19 protein-coding genes are annotated in these 21,231 nt (G+C 74.8%); 9 read left to right on the top strand and 10 right to left on the bottom strand.

Translation table 11 applies throughout. The features are described 5' to 3' along the window. Nucleotides 1-19 precede the first annotated feature (19 nt). On the top strand, nucleotides 20-247 hold the full coding sequence (locus AB0P07_RS17595) for a hypothetical protein (protein WP_365551415.1): 228 nt from the start codon (nucleotides 20-22) through the stop codon (nucleotides 245-247). Here AB0P07_RS17595 and AB0P07_RS17590 read toward each other — a convergent pair. Together AB0P07_RS17590 and AB0P07_RS17585 are read right to left on the bottom strand one after the other, a co-directional pair. Next, complete coding sequence (locus AB0P07_RS17590; RefSeq protein WP_365551412.1) at nucleotides 239-913, bottom strand: ABC transporter; 675 nt, start codon at nucleotides 911-913, stop codon at nucleotides 239-241. The genes AB0P07_RS17595 and AB0P07_RS17590 overlap by 9 nt on opposite strands. Then, nucleotides 910-1,764: an ATP-binding cassette domain-containing protein gene (locus AB0P07_RS17585; RefSeq protein ID WP_365551409.1), complete on the bottom strand. Its 855-nt coding sequence runs from the start codon at nucleotides 1,762-1,764 to the stop codon at nucleotides 910-912. The genes AB0P07_RS17590 and AB0P07_RS17585 overlap by 4 nt, the downstream gene beginning before the upstream one ends. Before the next feature lie 427 nt (nucleotides 1,765-2,191). Between AB0P07_RS17585 and AB0P07_RS17580 the strand changes: the two genes are divergently transcribed. The 4 genes from AB0P07_RS17580 to AB0P07_RS17565 all read left to right on the top strand — a co-directional run bounded on the left by AB0P07_RS17580 (nucleotide 2,192) and on the right by AB0P07_RS17565 (nucleotide 6,983). Then, nucleotides 2,192-2,932, top strand: coding sequence for a peptidyl-tRNA hydrolase (locus AB0P07_RS17580; RefSeq protein WP_365551406.1), 741 nt, complete (start codon nucleotides 2,192-2,194; stop codon nucleotides 2,930-2,932). Nucleotides 2,933-3,036: 104 nt separating this feature from the next. Further along, nucleotides 3,037-4,350, top strand: a complete 1,314-nt coding sequence (locus tag AB0P07_RS17575; RefSeq protein WP_365552019.1) for a DUF692 domain-containing protein — start codon at nucleotides 3,037-3,039, stop codon at nucleotides 4,348-4,350. Between the two features lie 119 nt (nucleotides 4,351-4,469). Then, entirely contained in the window at nucleotides 4,470-5,267 is a 798-nt protein-coding gene (locus AB0P07_RS17570) for a TIGR04222 domain-containing membrane protein (RefSeq protein ID WP_365551403.1), read from the top strand. A 114-nt stretch (nucleotides 5,268-5,381) separates the two neighbouring features. Beyond that, a complete protein-coding gene (locus AB0P07_RS17565; RefSeq protein ID WP_365551400.1) occupies nucleotides 5,382-6,983 on the top strand; it encodes an alpha/beta hydrolase in 1,602 nt (533 codons plus the stop codon). A gap of 105 nt (nucleotides 6,984-7,088) precedes the next feature. On the opposite strand, the gene hemQ is transcribed toward AB0P07_RS17565, so the two are convergent. Beyond that, nucleotides 7,089-7,820 (bottom strand): hydrogen peroxide-dependent heme synthase, encoded by a 732-nt coding sequence (gene hemQ / locus AB0P07_RS17560; RefSeq protein WP_003972879.1) that lies wholly within the window; start codon nucleotides 7,818-7,820, stop codon nucleotides 7,089-7,091. A 4-nt stretch (nucleotides 7,821-7,824) separates the two neighbouring features. Beyond that, complete coding sequence (gene hemG / locus AB0P07_RS17555) at nucleotides 7,825-9,309, bottom strand: protoporphyrinogen oxidase (protein WP_365551396.1); 1,485 nt, start codon at nucleotides 9,307-9,309, stop codon at nucleotides 7,825-7,827. Between the two features lie 563 nt (nucleotides 9,310-9,872). On the opposite strand from hemG, the gene AB0P07_RS17550 reads away from it, so the two are divergent. Together AB0P07_RS17550 and AB0P07_RS17545 are read left to right on the top strand one after the other, a co-directional pair. Beyond that, nucleotides 9,873-10,889 carry a DUF4349 domain-containing protein gene (locus AB0P07_RS17550; RefSeq protein WP_365551393.1) on the top strand — a complete coding sequence of 339 codons (1,017 nt, stop codon included), beginning with the start codon at nucleotides 9,873-9,875 and terminating at the stop codon, nucleotides 10,887-10,889. A 33-nt stretch (nucleotides 10,890-10,922) separates the two neighbouring features. Then, nucleotides 10,923-12,338, top strand: a complete 1,416-nt coding sequence (locus tag AB0P07_RS17545; protein ID WP_365552017.1) for an FAD-dependent oxidoreductase — start codon at nucleotides 10,923-10,925, stop codon at nucleotides 12,336-12,338. A 70-nt stretch (nucleotides 12,339-12,408) separates the two neighbouring features. On the opposite strand, the gene AB0P07_RS17540 is transcribed toward AB0P07_RS17545, so the two are convergent. Then, on the bottom strand, nucleotides 12,409-12,753 hold the full coding sequence (locus AB0P07_RS17540; RefSeq protein WP_061441992.1) for a hypothetical protein: 345 nt from the start codon (nucleotides 12,751-12,753) through the stop codon (nucleotides 12,409-12,411). Nucleotides 12,754-12,888: 135 nt separating this feature from the next. Between AB0P07_RS17540 and AB0P07_RS17535 the strand changes: the two genes are divergently transcribed. Further along, nucleotides 12,889-13,707: a rhomboid family intramembrane serine protease gene (locus tag AB0P07_RS17535; protein ID WP_365551390.1), complete on the top strand. Its 819-nt coding sequence runs from the start codon at nucleotides 12,889-12,891 to the stop codon at nucleotides 13,705-13,707. A gap of 27 nt (nucleotides 13,708-13,734) precedes the next feature. On the opposite strand, the gene AB0P07_RS17530 is transcribed toward AB0P07_RS17535, so the two are convergent. Genes AB0P07_RS17530 through AB0P07_RS17510 form a run of 5 tightly spaced genes read right to left on the bottom strand, consistent with a single transcriptional unit; the run spans nucleotide 13,735 to nucleotide 19,157 of the window. Continuing rightward, nucleotides 13,735-14,949, bottom strand: coding sequence for an MFS transporter (locus tag AB0P07_RS17530; protein WP_365551387.1), 1,215 nt, complete (start codon nucleotides 14,947-14,949; stop codon nucleotides 13,735-13,737). 6 nt (nucleotides 14,950-14,955) lie between these two features. After that, nucleotides 14,956-15,546, bottom strand: a complete 591-nt coding sequence (locus tag AB0P07_RS17525; RefSeq protein ID WP_365551384.1) for a GNAT family N-acetyltransferase — start codon at nucleotides 15,544-15,546, stop codon at nucleotides 14,956-14,958. Continuing rightward, nucleotides 15,539-16,759 (bottom strand): type III PLP-dependent enzyme, encoded by a 1,221-nt coding sequence (locus AB0P07_RS17520; protein WP_365551381.1) that lies wholly within the window; start codon nucleotides 16,757-16,759, stop codon nucleotides 15,539-15,541. The genes AB0P07_RS17525 and AB0P07_RS17520 overlap by 8 nt, the downstream gene beginning before the upstream one ends. Continuing rightward, a complete protein-coding gene (locus AB0P07_RS17515; RefSeq protein WP_365551378.1) occupies nucleotides 16,756-18,081 on the bottom strand; it encodes a DUF6271 family protein in 1,326 nt (441 codons plus the stop codon). The genes AB0P07_RS17520 and AB0P07_RS17515 overlap by 4 nt, the downstream gene beginning before the upstream one ends. Then, entirely contained in the window at nucleotides 18,063-19,157 is a 1,095-nt protein-coding gene (locus tag AB0P07_RS17510) for a phytanoyl-CoA dioxygenase family protein (RefSeq protein WP_365552015.1), read from the bottom strand. Before AB0P07_RS17510 ends, AB0P07_RS17515 begins: the two co-directional genes overlap by 19 nt. A 460-nt stretch (nucleotides 19,158-19,617) precedes the next feature. On the opposite strand from AB0P07_RS17510, the gene AB0P07_RS17505 reads away from it, so the two are divergent. Continuing rightward, a complete protein-coding gene (locus tag AB0P07_RS17505; RefSeq protein WP_365551375.1) occupies nucleotides 19,618-21,138 on the top strand; it encodes a glycoside hydrolase family 3 N-terminal domain-containing protein in 1,521 nt (506 codons plus the stop codon). Nucleotides 21,139-21,231 lie beyond the last annotated feature (93 nt).

Genomic DNA, 21,231 nt, shown 5'->3' with positions numbered 1-21,231 from the left:
GACGTCCTACGCTGGAGACATGAGCAGCGAACACGACCAGGGCCCGGACGACTCCGGCCCCGGCTGCGAGCCCGGCGGCTACTGCCTGATCGACACGGCACCCCGGCCGCCCAGGGCGGACGGCCCGCCGTACGCGGACTGCGTCGTGTGCCGGGAGCCGACCGAGTACCCGCAGTCGTACAAGGGCATCACGCTCTGCCCGGTCTGCGAGTGGCAGGAAGCGCAGCGCACGGCCTGCTCAGGCTGACGACCTGCGCGAGCTGAGCGCACAGGCCGCGGCGACGGCGGCCGCGGCGACGAGCGCTGCCACGGCCAGCGGCAGCAACGGCAACGTGACCGTGCCCGACTTCGACCCCGTGACCAGCCCGCTGACCGCCGCCCGGGCCGGGGAACCCGAGGCCACCAGCGCCAGCAGGGCCGCCAGCAGCAGGGCGGGCACCGCGCGGCCGGGCGAGCGCAGCACCGGCCAGGCGGTGAGCGCGCCGACGGCGGTGCCGAGCAGGGCGCACACCAGCGCGGCGAGCAGTCCGGCGCCGCCCGCCGGGAGCAGTGACACGCGCGTGCCGTGCCCGGTGCCGACCGGGTCGCTGATCAGCGCCACGACGACGGTCGCCACCGCGCCCAGCACCGTCGCGGCGGCCAGCGCCACCAGCACGGCGGACAGGTGGGCCCGCGCGGGGCCGCGCGCCGCCGACACGCAGCCCCGGGCAGCGGGCGGCTCGCCGGTGACGCAGATCCGCACCAGCCAGGCCGCGACCGGCAGCAGCACGGCCGCCGCCCAGCCCAGCGAGTCCAGCACCGGCTGCCCGCCCTGCACGCCGATGCCGAGGGCGGCGGCGTACAGGACGACGGGCGGCAGCCAGCGCTGGGAGCTCAGCAGGAGCGCGGCCTGGTAGCGCAGGAGAGCGGTCATCGATGGTCCTCCGGGGCGTGCACGCTCACCACGTGCCAGGGCGGCCGGGCGGTCAGCAGCGCCCGCAGCAGGACGTCGGAGTGCGAGGCGGGGAGGGCGAGCGTGTGGGAGCCGGGGGCGGTCTCCTCCACCGAGGCGGCCGTCCGGCGCACGTCGCCGGGCAGGACGGCACCGGGCGGACCCTGCACCCGGACCACGACCCGCGGTCCGGCCGCCACCGGCTCCGGTGCGGTACGGCGGTGCAGGGCGCCGTCGCGCACGGTGTACACGGCGTCGGCCGTCCCGGCCAGGCGGCGCGGATCGTGGTCGACGAAGACGACGACACCGCCGGCCGCGGCACGTTCGGCCGCCGCGCGTTCCAACTCCCCCCGCGCGTCGGCGTCGAGCCCGGTCCAGGCTTCGTCGAGGACCAGCAACTCCGGCTCGGCGAGCAGCGCCTGCGCCACCGCCACCTTCTGGCTGGTGCCCTTGGACAGCCGGGAGAGCCGTGTGTCGGCGTACCCGGCGGCCCCCAGCCGCTCCAGCCACTGCCCGGCGGCCCGGGCCGCCGCCCGGCGGGACAGCCCGTGGACGGTGCCGAGGTGGGTGAGGTACCGGGCGGCGGTGAAGGGCAGGGCGGGCGGAAATCGCTCGGGGACGTAGGCGGTGCGGGGGCGGCCGCTGACCCGGCCCTCGGTCGGGGCGTCGATCCCGGCGAGCAGGCGCAGCAGGGTGGACTTGCCGGTACCGTTGGCGCCCTCGACGCGAACCAGGGTGCCGGGCACCAGGCCCAGATCGACCCCGCGCAGCACCCAGGGCCCACGAACACCGTAGCGGCGCCCCACACCGTCCAGCCGTAGCTCGCGTTGCATGGGGCCATCCTCTCGCGGACGAGCGGCCCGGCGGGCCCGGGCTGGGCGGTTGGCGGCCGCGGGGGGCTCGGCGGCCCAGGAGAGCGGCCCGGCAGACCCGGACAAGCGGCTCGGCGAACGCGGAGGGGGCGGGGACCCGGCCGGGCGGCTTGACGGACGCCGCGGGGCAGCGCGGCGGGCCCAGACGGGCGGCTCGGCAGGCCAGGAGAGCGGCCCGGCAGACCCGGACAAGCGGCTCGGCGAACGCGGGACGGAAACCTACCGGGCACGGCGGGCGGCCCAGCAGGCCTGGGTGAGCGGCTCGGCGGACGCGAGGGGATCGCCCGGCAGGCCCCGGCGAACGGCCCCCAGGCCCGGGCAAGCGGCCCGACGGGCCGCACCGGGCGGCCCGACGGGCCCGGGCGGGCGGCTTGGCAGACTGTAGGGCGTGAGCAATGACCCGACGGCACCCGTCCCCGCGTCCGTTTCCGTTCCCGACAGTCCCTTCCGTCCCGAGCCCGGCGACCGGGACCTCGCGCCGCAGTTCGTGCTGCCGCTCGTGGTGCGCATCGAGCGGGCGGCGCCGCCGGCCCGTACCGACGCACTGGAGACCGCGGCCCGGGCGGTGCTGGTGATGCTCGGCGACGCGCGGTCGACCGGTGACGGCGAGTGGGCCCGGGCGATGCGGGACTGGCAGGACGCCCGCATCCGCAAGGTCGTCAGGCGGGCCCGGGGCGCGGAGTGGCGGCGGGCCGAGGCGCTGCCCGGCATCACGGTCACCGGCAAGGGTGCCGAGGTGCGGGTCTTCCCGCCGGTCCCGCTGGACGGCTGGCCGAAGGACCTGGCCCGCCTCCAGGTCTCCGGCACCGACCTCGACGACCCGGAGCCGCCCGCGGACGCCGACCCCACCGCGCCGGTGCTCTGGCTGAACCCCGACCTGGACATGTCGGCGGGCAAGGCGATGGCCCAGGCCGGCCACGGTGCGCAGCTCGCCTGGTGGGAGCTGTCGGACGGCGAGCGGACGGCGTGGCACGACGCGGGCTACCCGCTGTCGGTACGCACCGCGGACCCGGCCCGCTGGGCCGGCCTCACCACCGGCGGCCTGCCCGTGGTGCGCGACGCCGGCTTCACGGAGATCGCGCCGGGGTCGTGCACGGTGGTCGCGGACCATCCGGCGCTGCGGCGGTAGGAACCTCAGATGTTGCTCTGAACAGGCCCCGCCCGGGGTTCGGCCCGGGCCGGGTGGGCGATACCCCCGACATGTTCGCAGGAGGGGAGGCAACCATGGAGCGCATGGCGCGACTGGGCACCGGCATCGGATGGCGGCCGGAGATCGCGGACGTCGTCGAGGGGATGCCCGGCATCGAGTGGGTCGAGGCCGTGTCGGAGAACCTGTGTCCCGGGCATCTGCCCGACTCGCTGCTGCGGCTGCGCGAGCGCGGGGTGACCGTCGTGCCGCACGGGGTCTCGCTCGGGCTCGGCGGCGCGGAACGGCCGGACGCGGGGCGCTTGGCGGCGCTGGCCGAGCGGGCTCAGGTGCTCGGGTCGCCGCTGGTCACCGAGCACATCGCGTTCGTGCGGGCGGGCGGCGCGCTGACCGCCTCGCCGCCGCTCGAGGCGGGGCACCTGCTGCCCGTGCCGCGCACCCGGGACGCCCTCGACGTGCTGTGCGAGAACGTGCGCATCGCGCAGGACGCGCTGCCCGTGCCGCTCGCCGTGGAGAACATCGCCGCGCTCGTCTCCTGGCCGGACGAGGAGCTCACGGAGGGGCAGTTCCTGTACGAGCTGGCGGACCGGACCGGGGTGCGGCTGCTGATCGACGTGGCGAACCTGCACACCAACCACGTCAACCTCGGCGCGGACCCGGCCGACGCGCTCGCCGAGCTGCCGCTGGAGGCCATCGCCTACGTCCATGTCGCGGGCGGCTTCGAGCGGGACGGCGTCTGGCACGACAGCCACGCCCACCCGGTTCCCCGGCCGGTGCTGGACATCCTGACCGACCTGGCCTCGCGCGTCGCACCGCCGGGCGTCCTGCTGGAACGGGACGAGAACTTCCCCGACGGCGACGCGTTGAGCGGTGAGGTGGAGGCGATCCGCGTCGCCGTGGAGAAGGGACGGGCGTCGCGTACGGCGGCCACCGGGGGCCGGGCGCCCCACCCCTCGGGTTCCGGCTCCGCCGCCGACGACGCCGTACGGCAGCGGCTCGGGCTCGCGCAGGCCGCGCTGCTGTCTGCGCTGGTCGCGGGCACACCGGTGCCCGAGGGGTTCGACCGGGTGCGGATGGGCGTGCAGGCGCGGGCGCTCGCCGGGAAGCGGGCCGACGTGGTCGGCAGGGTCGCGCCCGAGCTGCCGGTGATCATGGGCGCGCGGTACCGGCCGGCCTTCCTGCGCTACGCGCAGGGGTCCCCGATGACCGGCGGCTACCGGCGGGACGCCCTCGACTTCGTCGCGCACCTGCTGCGGACGGCGCCGGAAGGAGGCGAGGAACCGGGGGTGCGGCGTGAGTTGCGGGAGTGGTGGCTGGAGCGGTCGGGTCCGGTGCCGCGGTCGGCGCGTCCCGGGGCGCGGCTGGGCCGGGCGACCAGGCGCGTTCTGCTGCGCCGCTGAACCCGGGGCGGCCCCCGGGTCGGACATCATCAAACGGAACGTCACATACCCACAACACCGTGTCCCGGAATGTGAACAGGGCATGGCGTCGGCGAAAGCCTTTGGCATAGAAGTACGGCATGTTCTGGGTCCTTTTCCTCCTGTCGGCCTGGGCCGTCGCCTGCCTCGCGTGTCTGCGGCTGTGCCTGGCCGCCGTGCGCGCGGCGGCCGTCGACCCGCACGCCGTCGTCCGTGAGCACACGCTGACGCTGTACGAGGCGGCGTTCCTGTCCGGCGGCCCGCGACGGGTGGCCGACCTGACGCTGGTCTCCATGGCGCGTCAGCGGCGGCTGCTGCTCGCGCACACCGGCTGGGCGACGGTGGTGGACCCGTGCGGCCGGGACGACATGGAGCGTTCGGTCATAGGGGCGATAGGGCCCGGGGGGCAGTCCCGGATAGCGCCGGTGCGGGCCGCCGCGGCCGCCGCGGACGCGGTACGGACTCTGGCCGACCGGCTGGTCGGGGCGGGCCTCGCCGCGCCCGACGGCGGTGCCGGTGGCGTCGCGGCCGGGGTGCGGCGGGTGCGGGTCGCCGCGGTGACCGTGTGCGGGCTCGGCCTGGTCGCCCTGGCGCTGCCGCTGCCCGCCACCGAGCCGCGCCTGCTCATCGCCCTCTGGTTCGCGCTGCCGCTCACCCTGACGCTCGGGTGCCTGGCCATCACGCGCGTGGAGATCCACCCGTACGCCCGGTGGGCCTCCCCCGCCGGGCAACGGCTGGTCGGCGCCCTCGTCCGGCAGGCCGACGGCAGGGGGGACGACCGGACCTTCCTCACCTCGGTCGCCGTACGGGGTGTCCACGCGGTCGGCGAACCGGACCTGCGCGCGGCCTTCGCCCACCGCGAGAAGTACGCCGTGGACCACTGGGAGCGCCGGGCCTGACCCGCCGGGGGCGTACGGGGGCACTCGGCGCCGACACCCGCGGGCGGTGCTTGCCCCGCCCGGCCGCCGCACCAAACATCCCTTGTGTCACACCGTGCACCGAAGGGATACGCGATGCGAGCTGCCGCCCTCTACTCGGCCGCCGGGTCCTTGCTGCTCACCACTCTCGCCGTCGCACCGGCCCAGGCGGAGCCCGCGGCCGGGCCCGGGGCCACCGAGGCGCACGGCACCGCCGTGGCCGCCCGGCGCGCGGCGGCGGCCGGGATCGAGTTCGGGGCGTGCCCGGGGGCGGAGGAACTGCCGGACAGCATGCGCTGCGGCACGGTCACCGTGCCCCTGGACTACGCGCACCCCGACGGGAAGCGGATCGAGCTGACCGTGAGCAGGGTGCGGGCCACCCACCAGGACCCGGACGACGGCGGACGGAAAGTGCCCGGCCGGGGTGCCCTCCTCTACAACCCGGGCGGCCCCGGCGCCTCCGGGCTCTACTTCCCCCTCGTGGGCATGGTGCCCGAGTGGAAGCGCATCGCCGCCGCCTACGACCTCGTCGGCTACGCCCCGCGCGGCGTCGCGCCCTCGGCGCCGCTGTCCTGCCAGGACCCCGGGGACTTCTTCAAGGGACCGCGGCCCGCCCCGACGCAGCCCTCGGACGCGTACAAGGAGCAACGCGCCGCCGAGGCCGAGGCGTACGCGCGCGACTGCGCGGAACGGGGCGGGGAGGCGCTGCGGCACTACCACTCGCTCAACAACGCCCGGGACCTGGAGGTCGTCCGCGCCGCGCTGGGCGAGCGGCGGCTCACCTTCATGGGCGCGTCGTACGGCACCTACCTCGGGGCGCTGTACGCCGAGCTGTTCCCCTCGCACGTACGCCGGATGGTGTTCGACGCGGTGGTCGACCCGGACCCGGAGCAGATCTGGTACCGCAACAACCTCGACCAGTCGGAGGCGTTCGAGGACCGCTGGGACGACTTCAAGGAGTGGGTCGCCGAGCACGACGCCGTGTACGGGCTCGGGGACACGGCAAGGAAGGTGCAGGACAGTTACGAGGAGGCGAGCGCGCGGCTGGCGGCGGAACCCGCGGGCGGGACGGTGGGGCCCGCGCAGTTGCAGGGCGCGATGCTGAAGGCCGGGTACTACGACGACTACTGGCCGCACCGCGCCGAGGCGCTGTCGGCGTATCTGAAGGGCGATCCGCAGCCGCTGATCGACCAGGCGGGGACGCGGACCGAGGAGGGCGCGGTCGCGGCGGAGAACTCCAACGCCGTGTACACGGCCGTCGAGTGCAACGACGCGCCCTGGCCGGCCGACTTCGAGGTCTGGGACCGGGACAACACGCGGCTGGCCCGCCGGGCGCCGTTCGAGACCTGGGACAACGTGTGGACGAACCTGCCGTGTGCCTACTGGCAGGCTCCCCGGCAGCAGCCGCTCGACGTGCGCACCGCGCCGGGTGAGCTGCCGCCGACGCTGATCCTGGCCGCCGAACGGGACGCGGCGACGCCGTACGGGGGTGCGCTGGAGCTGCGGCGGCGGCTGTCGGGCTCGGTGCTGGTGACCGAGCGGGACGCCGGGACGCACGGCATCGCCGCCGGCCCGAACGCCTGCGTCAACGGCCACCTGGAGGCGTACCTCCTGGAGGGCCGCCTCCCGGCGCGGGACACGTCCTGCGCCCCGCGCCCGGAACCGGAGCCGAGGCAGGCCGCGGCACCGAAGGCCTGACTGCGCGAGCCCGGCGACCAACTCGCCGATGTCCTTCCGACGACCCGTGCCGCACCCCCGGGGACAACCCCCGGACCCCCGGCCGACCGCAACCACGCCCACTGATCAGGCGAGCCCCGCGACCAACTCGCCGATGTCCTTCCGACGACCCGTGTAGAACGGGATCTCCTCGCGGACGTGGCGACGCGCCTCGGAGCCGCGGAGGTGGCGCATGAGGTCGACGATGCGGTGCAGCTCGTCGGCCTCGAAGGCGAGGATCCACTCGTAGTCGCCCAGCGAGAAGGAGGCGACCGTGTTGGCGCGCACGTCCGGGTAGCCGCGGGCCATCTTGCCGTGGTCGGCGAGCATGCGGCGGCGGTCCTCGTCGGGCAGCAGGTACCAGTCGTAGGAGCGCACGAACGGGTAGACGCTGATGTAGTTGCGCGGCGTCTCGTCGGCCAGGAAGGCCGGGATGTGCGAGCGGTTGAACTCGGCGGGGCGGTGCAGCGCCATGTTCGACCAGACCGGCTCCAGCGCACGGCCGAGCTTCGTGCGGCGGAAGAGGTTGTACGCCTCCTGGAGCTGGTCGGCGGTCTCGGCGTGCCACCAGATCATCAGGTCGGCGTCCGCGCGCAGCCCGGACAGGTCGTAGGTGCCGCGGATCGTCACGTCCTTCGCGGCGAGCTGGTCGAACAGCTCCTGGACCTCGTCGGCGTACCCGGCGCGGTCCTCGGGGAGGGTGTCCTTGAGCTTGAAGACGGACCAGAGGGTGTAGCGGATGACCTCGTTGAGGTCCTTGGCCAGCTTGCCCTTGTTCGGGATCCGCTCGGCGGCGGGGGTGGAGGCGTCGTCACTCATGGCCCTATTCTCCCGCTCCGCCGTGCAGGCTCTGCACCGGGTGGGCCGTGAGCTCCTCCACACCGCGCAGGTCGCCCCGGATCTGGTCGACGGCGGCGTACGCGCTCGCGATGCTCGCCGGGATGCCGACGCCGTCGTAGGCCGCGCCGCACACCGCGAGGCCCGGGAGTTTCGCGACGTGCTCGCGGATGCGAGCCACGCGCGCGTGGTGGCCGACCGGGTACTGCGGCAGGCCGTCCTGCCAACGGGTGACGCTGGTGGCGACGGGCTCGGCGGTCAGGCCGGTGGCCTCCGCGAGGTCGTGCCGGGAGACGGCGACGAGGCCCGCGTCGTCGCGGCCGAGGATCTCCGAGTCGCCGTACCGGCCCACCGAGGTGCGCAGGACCACCAGGTCCGGGTCCTCCTCGGCGATCCAGCCCCACTTGCGGGAGGCGAAGGTGGACGCCTTGATGGTGTGCCCGTCGACCGGCGGCACGAGGAAGCCGCTGCCCTCGGGGAGCGCGGCGGCGTCGGCGCGGCGGTAGGCGAGGGTGATCAGGGCCATCGAGGCGTACTCCACGGCCGACAGCTCGGCCGCGGCGGCGGGCGCCTCGGCGCGCAACAGCTCGGCGGCGGGCCCGGCCGGGACGGCGACGACGACCGCGTCGGCGTGCAGCTCCCGGCCGCCGGCGACGATCCGCCAGCCGTCAAAGGCGGTGCGGCGCAGCTCGGTGACGGGCGCCTGCGTGAGGATCTCGCCGCCGTGCGCGCGGACCGAGTCGGCGACGGCGGGCGGGAGGGTGCCGATGCCGCCCTCGATGCCCATGAACACCGGGCCGCTCGGCGGTGAGGTGGCCGTGCGGCCCTGGAGGGCGCGCACCGCCTCGGTGAGGGAGGTGTGGGTGCGGGCGGCCTCGAAGAGCTGGGGCACGGCCGAGCGGAGCGAGATGCGGTAGGCGTCGCCCGCGTAGACGCCGCCCAGCAGCGGCTCGACGAGGCGGTCGACGACCTCGCGGCCCAGGCGCGCGGCAACGTATTCCCCCACGGCCACGTCGTCGCCGACCTCGGTGCGGGGCAGCTCGGCGTCGCGCTCGATACGGGCGAGGCCCTCCTCGGAGAGCACGCCGGACAGGGCGGCGGCGGTGCCGGGGACGCCCATGACGTGGCCCTTGGGCATGGGGCGCAGGGCGCCGCGGGTCCACAGGGAGGCCGTCGCGGTGGACGGCGGCTGCAGACGGCCGGCGAGTCCGGCGGCGCGGGCCAGACCGACGGCCTCGGGGCGGCGGGCCAGCATCGACTCGGCGCCGAGGTCGACGCGTACGCCGGCGACCTCGCCGGGCAGCAGCTTGCCTCCGACGCGGTCGGACGCCTCCAGGACGGTCACCCTGGCGCCGCCCTCCAGGAGGCGGTGGGCGGCGGCCAGTCCGGCGATGCCGGCTCCTACGACGACTACGTGTCCGGGCCCCTGTTCCGGGGGGAACTCACCCGCCGGGGTCTCACTTGCGCTCATGCCCCCAGCGTCTCAGACACCACCGACACCGCCCCGGGGCCGGACGACCCCGACACCGGGCCCACAGGCCCCGCCCGTCCCACGCACCCACCACCCGCCGCCCGCCGCCCGCCGCCCGCCGACATCCGCCCTGACATCCAGCCGCCCCACACCCGCCCCGAACGGCCCCGGAACGCGCCCCACCATCCGCCCGCACCTCCAACCCCACGCCCCACCCGGACCAGACACCCCCGGCACCAGACCCGCACGCCCCGCCCCTCCCACGCACCCGCCCGCCGCCGACGTCCCACCCCGGCGCGCGTCGCGCCATCCGCCCCGGCGACGGTCCCGCCGTCCAGCCCCACGCCGGCCCGCGGCGCGTGCCTTCACCCGACCCCGTGCCCGCACCCGCCCGCCCCGCGTCCCCGCGTCCCCACGTCCCCACGTCCGGAAATACGTACGCCCTCCGTCTCAACCCCGCGAGTCCGGACCGTGATCGCTTCGGAACCGTTCCGAGCCGTCGTGTGCGCCCCCGCCCGCGTCGTAGAGGCATCAAGCCCGACTCAGCCCTGGGGGGACCCACGATGCAGGCACGACGAGCGACGACACGACGAGCGGCGGCCCGGAGAGCTGCCCCACCTCCGCGTGCGTGGGCCGGCCTGCTGCTGGTCACGGCGCTCGCCCTCACCGGCTGCAGCGCCTCGGACGCCGGCTCCGACGCGGGCGGCAAGGCCGAGGCGGCCGCGCCGCAGCAGGGCTCGCAGGGAGCCGGGTCCAAGGCCGACGGCCGGGCGGGCGCCGCCGGTGAGGCCGGGGGCGACAACGCCCGGGCGAGCGCGCCGCCGAAGCTCGCCCCGACCCACATCATCCGCACCGTCTCGCTGAGCGTGCAGGTCGAGGACACGCCCAAGGCGCTCGACGCGGCCCGCACCGCGACCGAGAACGCGGGCGGTTACCTCGGTGACGAGAGCACCACCCGGGACGCGGAGGGCCACGAGCGGACCGAGGTGACGCTGCGCGTGCCCGTGGAGCGCTACGAGGACGTCCTGGACGAACTGGAGGGCGCCGGGAAGCTGCTCAGCCGCAAGGCGAAGGCCGAGGACGTCACCGACCAGGTGGTGGACGTGGACAGCCGCGTGAAGTCGCAGCGCGCCAGCGTGGCCCGCGTCCGCGGGCTGATGGACCGGGCGACGGAGCTGGACGACGTGGTGACCCTGGAGGGCGAACTGAGCACGCGTCAGGCGGAGCTGGAGGCGCTGCTCGCCCGGCAGGCGGCGCTGAAGGACCGCACGAGCCTGGCCACCATCACCCTCTCCCTGTCGGAGACGCCGGTGAGGCATGTGGAGAAGAAGAAGGAGGACGAGGACCCCGGGTTCGTGGACGCGCTGGCAGGCGGCTGGGACGCCTTCATGACGATGCTGCGCTGGCTGGCGGTGGTGCTCGGCGCGGTACTGCCGTTCGCGGCGGTGGCGGCGCTGCTCGCGCTGCTGTGGCTGCGGGTCGTACGCCCCCGGCTGCCGCACCGTCCGGCGGTGGCCCCGGCACCCGTGGCGCCGCGGGCGGAGGCGCCGCACGGCGAGGAGCCCGGCGAGCAGGACTGAAATCCCCCGCCCCCGTAGCGTGTTCGCATGAGCATGAGCATGAGCACGGGCACGAGCACGGGCAGCGCGGGCGGTACGAGGGAACGACTGGTCGTCATCGGCGGCGACGCCGCGGGGATGTCCGCGGCGTCGCAGGCGCGTCGGATGAAGGGACCGGACGAACTGGAGATCGTGGCGTTCGAGCGCGGGCACTTCAGCTCGTTCTCGGCGTGCGGCATCCCGTACTGGGTCGGCGGCGACGTGGCCGACCGGGACGCGCTGATCGCCCGCACGCCCGAGGAGCACCGCGCCCGGGACATCGACCTCAGGACGCGCACCGAGGTCACGGAGATCGACGTGGCCGGCGGGCGGGTACGCGCGCGTGACGTCGACTCCGGCGCCGAGTCCTGGACTTCGTACGACAAGCTGGTGATCGGGACGGGGGCGCGGCCGATCCGGCCGGAGCTGCCGGGCGTCGACGCGCCCGGTGTGCACGGGGTGCAGACGCTGGACGACGGGCAGGCGCTGCTCGACACGCTGGCACGCACGCGTGGCCGTCGCGCGGTGGTCGTCGGCGCCGGGTACATCGGCGTGGAGATGGCCGAGGCGCTGATCAACCGCGGTTACGAGGTGACGGTCGTCAACCGGGGCCGGGAGCCGATGGCGACGCTCGACCCCGACATGGGCCGCATGGTGCACACGGCGATGGAGGGCCTCGGCATCACCATGGTGAACGGCGCCGAGGTCACCAAGGTGCTGACCGGAAACGACGGCCGGGTCCGTGCGGTGGCCACGGAGGACGCCGAGTTCCCGGCGGACGTGGTGGTGCTCGGCATCGGCGTACGTCCGGAGACGGGGCTCGCCCGGGCCGCGGGGCTGCCGCTCGGCGCGCACGGGGGGCTGCTGACCGACCTGGCGATGCGGGTGCGCGGCCACGAGAACATCTGGGCGGGCGGCGACTGCGTGGAGGTGCTCGACCTGGTCTCCGGACAGGAGCGGCACATTCCGCTGGGTACCCACGCCAACAAGCACGGGCAGGTCATCGGCACCAACGTGGGCGGCGGCTACGCCACCTTCCCGGGCGTGGTCGGCACGGCGGTCAGCAAGGTGTGCGATCTGGAGATCGCGCGGACCGGCCTGAGGGAGAAGGACGCGCTGCGGGCGGGGCTGCGGTTCGTGACGGCGACCATCGAGTCCACCAGCCGCGCGGGCTACTACCCGAACGCCTCCCCCATGACGGTGAAGATGCTGGCGGAGCGGCGCACCGGGCGGCTGCTGGGCGTGCAGATCGTCGGCCGTGAGGGCGCGGGCAAGCGCGTCGACATCGCCGCGGTGGCCCTCACGGCCGGGATGACGGTCGAGCAGATGACCGCCCTGGACCTGGGCTACGCGCCGCCCTTCTCCCCGGTGTGGGACCCGGTGCTGGTGGCCGCCCGCAAGGCGGTGCGGGCGGTCGAGCAGCAGCGCTGAGCGACGAGGCCGGGCGGGGGCCCGGGACTCCACGCCGTTGCGGCGGCGACGCCGAGCGGGGCGCCGGGCCCTACGCCGTTCCGTTGATGCGGTCGATGGCCTGCCGTGCCTGCTCGGCCGGGGGCCGGGACGGCAGGGAGGACACGGAGGCCGGGCCGGTCGCCGGCACCGGGGCGCTCACCGCGGGCGGCTGCTCACCGGCCGGCCTGGCATGGGACGCGGCCCGCGCGGAGCGCAGCCGGTGACTCACCGCCTCGTCCAGTGTCACCGGCCGCTGCGTCTGCGCGGCCAGCCGTCCCGCCTCCTGGCCGAGCCGGGCGACGTCCTCCCAGGGCAGCCGCAGCACGAGGGCGACCTCGGCCTCGCCGTCGGGCAGGGCGTGCAGCGCCGGAGCCGGTGTGACCCGTTCGTTCATCGCCTGATCCTCACGTCGTCCCCGCGCCCCGCCTTCCCCGGGTCGCGGGCGGTTGAGAGGGCATACGTACACACGGACGGGGGCGTTCAACGCGGCGAGCCGATTCACCGTCCGCGGGGCGGGCAGTAGTGACTCGTGGTCATCCCCGTCCATGACGTGAACCCGGCGCGCCGCACCCCGTGGGTGACGTACGCCCTGATCCTCGCGAACGTCCTGGTGTTCCTGTTCACCCCCGGCATCACCGGGTCGGCGACGGGCGACGGCAGCCTGGCGCAGTTGTGCGACCTCCAGGCGTTCCTGGACCACTGGGCGGCGGTGCCGCAGGAGCTGCTCCAGCACCGGATGCCACGCCTGGTGCCCACCGGCGCCGTCGGGGTCGGCCCCCAGGGGCCGGGCTGCGTGGTCGCGCCGCCGGACTACGACAAGTCGCCGGAGCTGAGTGTCCTGACGGCGATGTTCCTGCACGGCGGCTGGCTGCACCTGCTGGGCAACATGCTGTTCCTGTGGATCTTCGGCAACAACGTCGAGGACCGGATGGGCCACCTCCCCTTCCTGCTCTTCTACGGCGTCTGCGGCTACGCGGCCACCTACGGCTTCGCCCTGCTCAACGCCGACTCGGGCGCCCCGCTGATCGGCGCGTCGGGCGCGATCGCCGGGGTGCTCGGCGCCTATCTGGTGCTGTATCCGAGGGCCCGCGTCTGGGTGCTGGTCCCCTTCCTCATCTTCCTGCCGCTGCGGTTGCCGGCCTGGCTGGTGCTGGGCTTCTGGTTCGGGCTCCAGGCGGTCTACTCCTCCGGCGGGGCCGTCTCCGACGCGGGCACCGTGGCGTACGTGGCCCACGTCGTCGGCTTCGTCGTCGGCATGCTGATCGCCTGGCCGCTCAGGCGGGGCACGCCGCCTCCGCCGGAGCCGCGCGGGCTGCTGTTCGGCAGACGGGCGCGGCCCGGGTGGTGAGCGGCGGCCACGGCGGGCCGCGTGCGGTCAGGCCGGGGTCGCCTCGCTCCGCGCGACGGGGGCCGGGGCGGTCCAGCGGATGCGGGTGCTGCACAGCGCGACGGCGCCCGCCGAGGCGGCCACGGCGCCCATGCCCCAGGCCAGGTCGCTCGCGCCGGCGATGAAGCCGATGAGGGGCGGGCCGGCCAGCAGTCCCGTGGTGCCCATGGCGGCGACCAGCGTCAGCGCGTCCGAGCCCTGCCGGGCGGCGGCGGCGTAGACGCAGGGGGTCACGGCGGCGATGCCCAGGCCCATGCAGGCGAAGCCGGCCAGGGCCGGTGCGACGCCGCCGCTGACCAGCGCGACGGCGAGCCCGGTGCCGGCCACGGCGCTGCCCAGGAGGACGACCCGTCCGTCGCCCCAGCGGCTGCGCCAGCCGTCGGCGAAGAGGCGGGCGACGACCATCATCCCGGCCACCACGGCGATGCCGAGCGGGGCGAGTTCCGCCGACGCCTTGGCGATGTCCCTGAGGTAGAGGGCGGACCAGTCGTTCATGGCGCCCTCGGCGACCGTGCCGAAGACCATGGCGCAGCACATCCACAGGGTCAGGCGGGAGGGGATGCTCCAGCGGCGCCGTTCGGGCTTCGGCTCGGCGGGGGTCTTGGCGGGGGCCGGGTCCGTGCCGTCGGAGTCGGTCTCCTCGTCGAGGAGTCCGGTGCGTGCCGTGGCGGCCAGTACGACGAGCAGGGCGACGGCGACCGCGAAGTGCGCGGTGACCGATTCGGTGGCGGCGGTCATGCCGGAGGCGAGCAGGGCCGCCAGCAGGGAGCCGCCGCTGAAGACGGCGTGCAGCCTCGCCATCGTGTTGCGTTCGTGCCGTGCCTCCAGGGCCGCTCCCTGCGCGTTCATGGCCACGTTCAGGCAGCCGACGAGGACGCCGTCGGCGCACATCACCAGCAGGGCCACGGGGTAGTCGGGGGCCGCCGCCAGGGCGAGCAGCAGCAGGGCCAGGCCCAGTTGGGACAGCAGCGCGAGCCGGCGCGAGCCCATGCGGCGCATCAGCCAGGCGACCGCCGGGAAGGACACCGCCGCGCCGACCCCCGCGGCCATCAGGAGCACCCCCACCTGGGCCGCGCTCAGGTCCAGGTCGGCCTTGACCGCGGGGATGCGCGCGGCCCAGGTGGCGTACTGGAAGCCGAGGGACAGGAACAGCGCGGCGATCGCCAACTGGCCGCGCAGGAAGGGATCGTGGAGTCGGGACACGCGCAATCAGCTCACTTCGCGCAGGGTGGGTGCGGGCGGGGAGAGGGACGGGCGGGCACGGGTCTGCCGGACGGCCGCCACCGGTTTGGACATGTAGACGGCGCCGCCGCCGTACGCGTCGCCGGGCACCACCCCCGGCTCGGGCACGAAGCCGCGCGCCGACCAGAACGGCTCGGTGCCGCCCACGGCGACCAGGGAGATCCGCTGGTCCCCGCGGGCCCGGGCGGTGCCGGTGAGGTGGTGCAGGAGGTGTCGGGCGAGTCCCCTGCGCCGCAGGCCCGGGGCGACGACGATGTCGTGGAGGTGGAGATTGCCCGGCGGGAAGGCGGACGTCTCTGCGGGCGGTCCCTCCGGCGGCCCCTCCGGCCGCGCCAGGTCCGGGTAGCGGTGCGGCGGATACGGCAGCGCCAGCATGTAGCCGGCCGTACGGGCGCCGACGTCCACGACGAAGCAGGTGTCCGGCGACACCGCTGCCCTGGACTGCAGCGCGGCGCGGCCCTCCGACAGGCCGAGGCCGGTGTAGGCGTCCCGCTCCAGCGTCACGACCGCGTCCCAGTCGCCGTCGGCGAGGGGGCGTACGCGCACGGGGTCAGTCATCGGCGCCGGTCCCCTCCGGGCGGTCCGCCCAGGCGTGCGGGAGCGGGGCGAAGCCGTTGAAGCCCAGGGTCGTGTAGCTGGTCGCGTAGGCGCCGCAGGACAGCACCCAGACCGGGTCGCCGGAGGCCAGCGTCGCGGGCACCGGGACCAGTGCCTCCTCGTGGGAGTAGGCGTCGTCGCTGTCGCAGGTGGGTCCGGCGACGACGGCGGGGACGTGCGGGCCGTCGGGGTGGTGGCCCGGGAAGACCAGCCGGTACTGCAGGGCGTCCATCTCGTACAGGCCGTTGAACTTGCCGCAGCTCAGGTACAGCCAGTGCTGCCGTTCGCCGCCCGCCGTCCGCCGTTCGGTGAGGCGGGTGACGTGGGCGCGGATCGCGCCGTGGTCGGCGACGAGGTGGCGGCCGGGTTCGACGACGAAGTCCAGGGGGCCGCCGTGGATCCGGCGCAGCTCGTCCATGCCCTCCCGGATCACCGCGAAGATCTTGTCCAACGGCGGGTCGAGAGGGGTGCCGCGCCGGTCGCGGTAGCCGAGGGCGGGCAGGCCGCCGCCGAGGTTGACGTGGTCGACGCGGATGCCGCGCCGGCCGAGGGCGCGCAGCACGTCGCCCAGGTCCTCGGCGGCGGCGTGCCAGGCCTCCCCCGTCAGCTGCTGGGAGCCGACGTGCACGGACAGGCCCGCAGGCACGAGCCCGGCGTCGCGGGCCTCCTCCAGCACGCGGACGGCGTCGCCGGGCGGGCAGCCGAACTTGTTGCTCAGCCCCCACACGGCGCCCGCGCCGCCGGTCGCCAACCGGCAGAACACGCGGGCGCCGGGGGCGTGTTCGGCGAGGGCGGCCACGTCCTGGACGCTGTCGGTGGCGAAGGTGCGCACGCCGAGCCGGTACGCCTCGGCGATGTTCCGGTCGGACTTGACGGTGTTGCCGTAGTGCACGCGGCCGACCGGTGTCCCGGCCCGCAGCGCCTGTTCGACCTCGCCGGGACTGGCCGCGTCCGCACCGGCGCCCCGGCGGGCCAGGGCGGTCAGGACCTGGTCGAGCGGGCAGGCCTTCATCGCGAACCGCACCTGTACGCCGGGTAGTTCGCGACGCAGGGTGTCGTAGCGCGCTTCGATGCCGGCCAGGTCGTAGACGAGCCGGTCCTCGGTGGCGGCGGCGAGGGCGGCGGCCAGGGGCTCGCTGAGGCCCGCGCCCGTCACCGCGCTCTCCGCGCTCACCGCGGCTGTCCCGTGGACGGAGTGAGCGAGGTGGCCCCGGCGGCGGTCACCATGCTCTCCCACGCCTCGGTGAGCAGGGCGAAGTCCGCCATGTCGTCGCGTGCCTCGTCGAGGAGGCGGGCGCGGCGGCCGGCCAGGTGGTCGGCGACGTCGGTGTATGCGCCGCCGAGCCGTCGGTAGGCGGTGTCGAGGGCGTCGAGTCTGCGGACGTTCTCGGCGGGGTCGAGGCCGGTGCTCTCGCGGGCCAGGGCGGCGACGGCGCCGGGGCGGGCCCGGCCGTGCTCGTCCAGCAGGCAGTCGCCCGCCTCGGCCATGCGGTCGTAGACGTGGTGGAAGTAGAGCATCGACAGCAGGAACTTGGCGAATCGGGTCTGGTAGGCCAGGAAGCCGGGTCCCGTTCGGCGTTCGCCGGTGTAGTAGTTGACGATGTTGCGGTTGTGCAGCACGCCGGGCAGCCGCGCGTCGTGCACGAGGTGGATGAGGAAGTAGTCGCTGCCGATGGTGTCGCGGGCGGGCGGCAGCGGCACGCGTTCGGTGACCGTCGCGGCGTGGAAGGCGATGTTGCACATGTCCACGCGCATCGGGTCGACCACCGTCAGCGTCGCGTGGTCGGCCGTGAAGGGTTCGGTGCCGGCGCCGGTGAACGACTCCTCGACCAGCTCGCGCTTTTGTTCGGCGGACCAGTGCTCGGGCGCCCAGAGGGAGACGACGTCGCGGTAGACGTCGGGGTCGGCGTCCCGTATGCGGGCGATGTCGACGGAGAGTTCGCCCACGAAGGAGCTGCCGACCATGGCGACCCGCCGCTCCATCAGGTGCTCCGGCAGCGTCGACTCCGTGACACCGGCCACGGCGTCGGCGGCGCGTGCGCCGAGGGACAGCAGCTCGTGGTGGACGGGGAAGACCGTACGGCCGTCCACGCTCTGGTAGCGGCTGTCGGAGTCCCGGCGGTGGACGGAGTCGCAGCCGAGCGCGGCCGCGATCAGGAAGGCGCGGTTGGTGCAGGCGCCGTAGGAGAGCCCGTCGGGGAGCATCAGATCGAGGAGCAGTTCGGGCTTGGCGCTGCCGGAGCGTGCCGTCACCCGGGTGAGGAAGTCGCGCTGGGCGGCCTCGTCGAGGTGGTGGGTGGTGATCCGGGGGTGGTCGGGCAGGCGCCGCAGGGCGTCGGCGTGGGCGGTGCGGTCCTCGGGCGGGCAGGAGTCGAGGACGAGGAGGTGGACATCGATGTCGAAGTGGTCGGCGGCGTAGGCGGCTTCCTCGCCGAGGGCCGTGATCGTCTCCGGGCAGTGCCGGTTGGTGGGGAGGGTCAGGCAGATACGGCGCATGCGGCGTCCCCGGTGGCCTCGTCGGTCGCCTCGTCCGTGTCGCCGCCGTCGGGTGCGGCGTCCGCGTGCCAGGACGTGAGGCCCAGCAACTTGGCGCCGAGCTCGGTCAGTTCGGCGGAGCCGTAGCGCTCCGACTCGTGCCGGTGGGCGTCGCCGAGGAGGGTGGCGTTCCAGTCGGGGGTGGCGAGGGTGCGCCAGGAGTCGACGCGGGAGTCGCGCAGGCTGCGGTGGCTCTCCAGGGCGGGCATCATGGACAGGTACTGGACCGCGCGGACGCCTTCGCCGGAGACGTTGGGTGCGACGCCGTGGGCCAGCAGGCCGTTCCAGATGAGCAGGTCGCCGGCCTCCAGGTCGGGCCGTACGACGGGCATGTCCTCGCGGTCGATCGCGGGCCGGATGGGATCCCGGTCGTCGGGCTGGAGCGCCTTCCAGCGGTCGAAGCGGCGGAACAGCTCGGGGCAGCACTGGAAGCCGCCGTGGTCGGGCTTGGTGTCGTTGAGCGCGATGATGCCCTGGACGCGTTGCGGCAGGACGCCCTGGGAGGTGTCGACGTCCCAGTGCAGTTCGATGTCGAAGCCGCGTTCGGGCTTGTCGATGAGCGCGCGGTCGCGGTTGCCGACGTTGGGCGGGTTGAGGTTGAGCCGGTCCAGGGTGACCCACAGCTCCTCGCAGTCCCACACGTCGACGAAGGCGTCGTAGACGCGCCGCGTCTGGCGGCTGTCCCAGATGAGCTGGTGGTGGTAGGCCTCGACGAAGCCGTAGATGTGCAGCTCGCGGTCGAGGTCGGAGCGGTACTCGCGGTCCTGGTACCAGGTGTCGGGGCGTTCGGGGTCGAGCCCCTGGAACTCCCAGGCGAAGTCGAGCAGCCGACGCGCGGAGTCGGCGGGTATGGCCTCCTTGACGACGACGTAGCCGTACGTCTGCCAGTGGGCGAAGTCCTCCTCGGACAGCACCCGCAGCGGGCGTGTCTTGCGGAGGTCTCGCAACTGGGTGCGGGCCAGGTAGGTGTCGGCGTCCGCACTGAAGTAGGGCAGGTCGGACGGGGCTCGGTGGAGGTAGGAATCAGGCGTCGCCATGTGGTGCTCCAGATCCTCGCCGTCGCCCCGTGCGGGCAACGGCGGTGCGTGCGACGGTGGTCGGCCGTCGCACCTGAGGTCGGTGGTGGCAGCGGGAGCCCGCTCGCGGCACGGGGCGGGAGCGGGGCGACGGGGCGGCTCGGACGGGGTGGTGTCCCGGCCCGCGCACCCGTCCGGAATGGTCGTCTCGTCCGGGGTGGTCGTCACGGAAGTCGTCGCCACGACAGCGGTCTGCGCAGTCCGGCCGCGGCTGGTGTCCGGCGCGGAAACAGGAGTCTCAGCAGCCCCTCGCCGAACTTGCGCCTCACAATGGACTAGACCAAGGGAAGGTGTCAACACCCCTCCGGACTAGGCAATTTGTTACTTCCGAGTTCGCTTCCAGGTGCCCTTGACACGTCTGGTTAACCTGAACGCGCACCCTCTTGGTCTATACCAAGAAACCACCCGAAAGGCGCGGCCGATGTCCTCAAGCAAGCACAGCAGCGCGTTGCGTCGGCTCGCGCTCTCCGTCCTGCAGCCGGGTTTCGTGGGCACCGAGGCCCCCGACTGGATCCTGCGCGACATCGGCGACGGACTGGCCTCCGTCGTGCTCTTCTCCCGCAACATCGTCTCCACCGAGCAGGTGGCCCGGCTGACCGGCCGGCTCCGCGCCGAGAACCCCGACCTGATCGTCGCGATCGACGAGGAGGCGGGCGACGTCACCCGCATCGAGTCCGCCACCGGCTCGTCCCGGCCGGGCAACTTCGCCCTCGGCACCGTCGACGACCCGACGCTGACCGAGGCGGTCGCCGCCGACCTCGGCCGGCAGCTGCGCGCCGCCGGGGTGAGCCTCGACTACGCGCCGAGCGCGGACGTCAACTCCAACCCGGACAACCCGATCATCGGCGTGCGCTCCTTCGGCTCGGACCCCGGCGTGGTCTCCCGCCACACCTCCGCATGGATCCGCGGGCTCCAGTCGTCCGGCGTCGCCGCCTGCGCCAAGCACTTCCCCGGCCACGGGGACGTCGCCGTCGACTCCCACCACGACCTGCCCTCCTACCCCGCCGGGCGGGAGGAGATCGCCGCCCAGGCGCTGCCCCCGTTCCGGGCCGCCGTCGCGGCCGGCGTGCGCGCGGTCATGAGCGGCCACCTGCTGGTCCCGGCCTACGACCCCGACCTCCCGGCCACGCTGAGCCGTCGGATCCTGCACGGCCTGCTGCGCGAGGAGTTGGGCTTCGACGGCCTGATCGTCAGCGACGCCATCGAGATGGGCGCGGTCACGCGCCGCCACGGCATCGACGGTGCCACGGTGAAGGCCGTCGCCGCCGGGGTGGACGCCGTCTGCGTGGGCGGCGAGAGCGCCGACGAGGCCACCGTCGCGCTGCTGGTCAAGGCGCTGACCACCGCGGTGACGGGCGGGGAGCTGTCCGAGGAGCGGCTGGCCGGGGCGGCGGACCGGGTACGGGAGTTCGCCCGCTGGTCGGCCGGGCTGCGGGCGGCCGGGGACGCCGGGACGACGGCCGGGGACGGCATCGGGCACATCGCCGCGCGCCGGGCCGTGCGCCTCACCGGCGCCGCGCGGGCCGCCCTGCCGCTGACGGCAGCCCCGCACGTGGTCGAGCTGGCACCGGTGACCAACATGGCCATCGGCAAGGAGACCCCGTGGGGCGTGGCCGGCCCGCTGCGGGAACGGCTGCCCGGTACGACCTCGGTGCGGGTGCGCGGGCAGGAGCTGGAGGAGGGGACGGTGGCGCTGGAGCGATGCGCACTCGAACCGGCGGCGGGGCGCCCGCTGGTGATCGTCGCCCGCGACGTGGCCCGGCACGCGTGGATGAGCCGTGCCGTGACCGGCCTGACCGCCGCCCGCCCGGACGCGATCGTCGTGGAGATGGGCCTGCCGGGCACCGCCGCCACCGCGGCCGCCCAGATCTTCACCCACGGCGCGAGCGCGGCCTCGGGGGTGGCCGCGGCGGAGATCCTGACGACGACGTCGGCGGGCTGAGCGGGGGCCGCGCCCAGCAGCCCGGGGCGGCCCGGAAACCCGTCGCCGCCCGGAAGCGTGTCGCGGCACGGACATCCCGCGAGGCTACGAGAG

The sequence above is a fragment of the Streptomyces sp. NPDC085944 genome, assembly GCF_040686295.1.
Taxonomy (GTDB): Bacteria; Actinomycetota; Actinomycetes; order Streptomycetales; family Streptomycetaceae; genus Streptomyces; species Streptomyces salinarius.
Note: the sequence above shows the minus strand (reverse complement) of the source record. Positions and strands in the feature narration are given on the sequence as shown.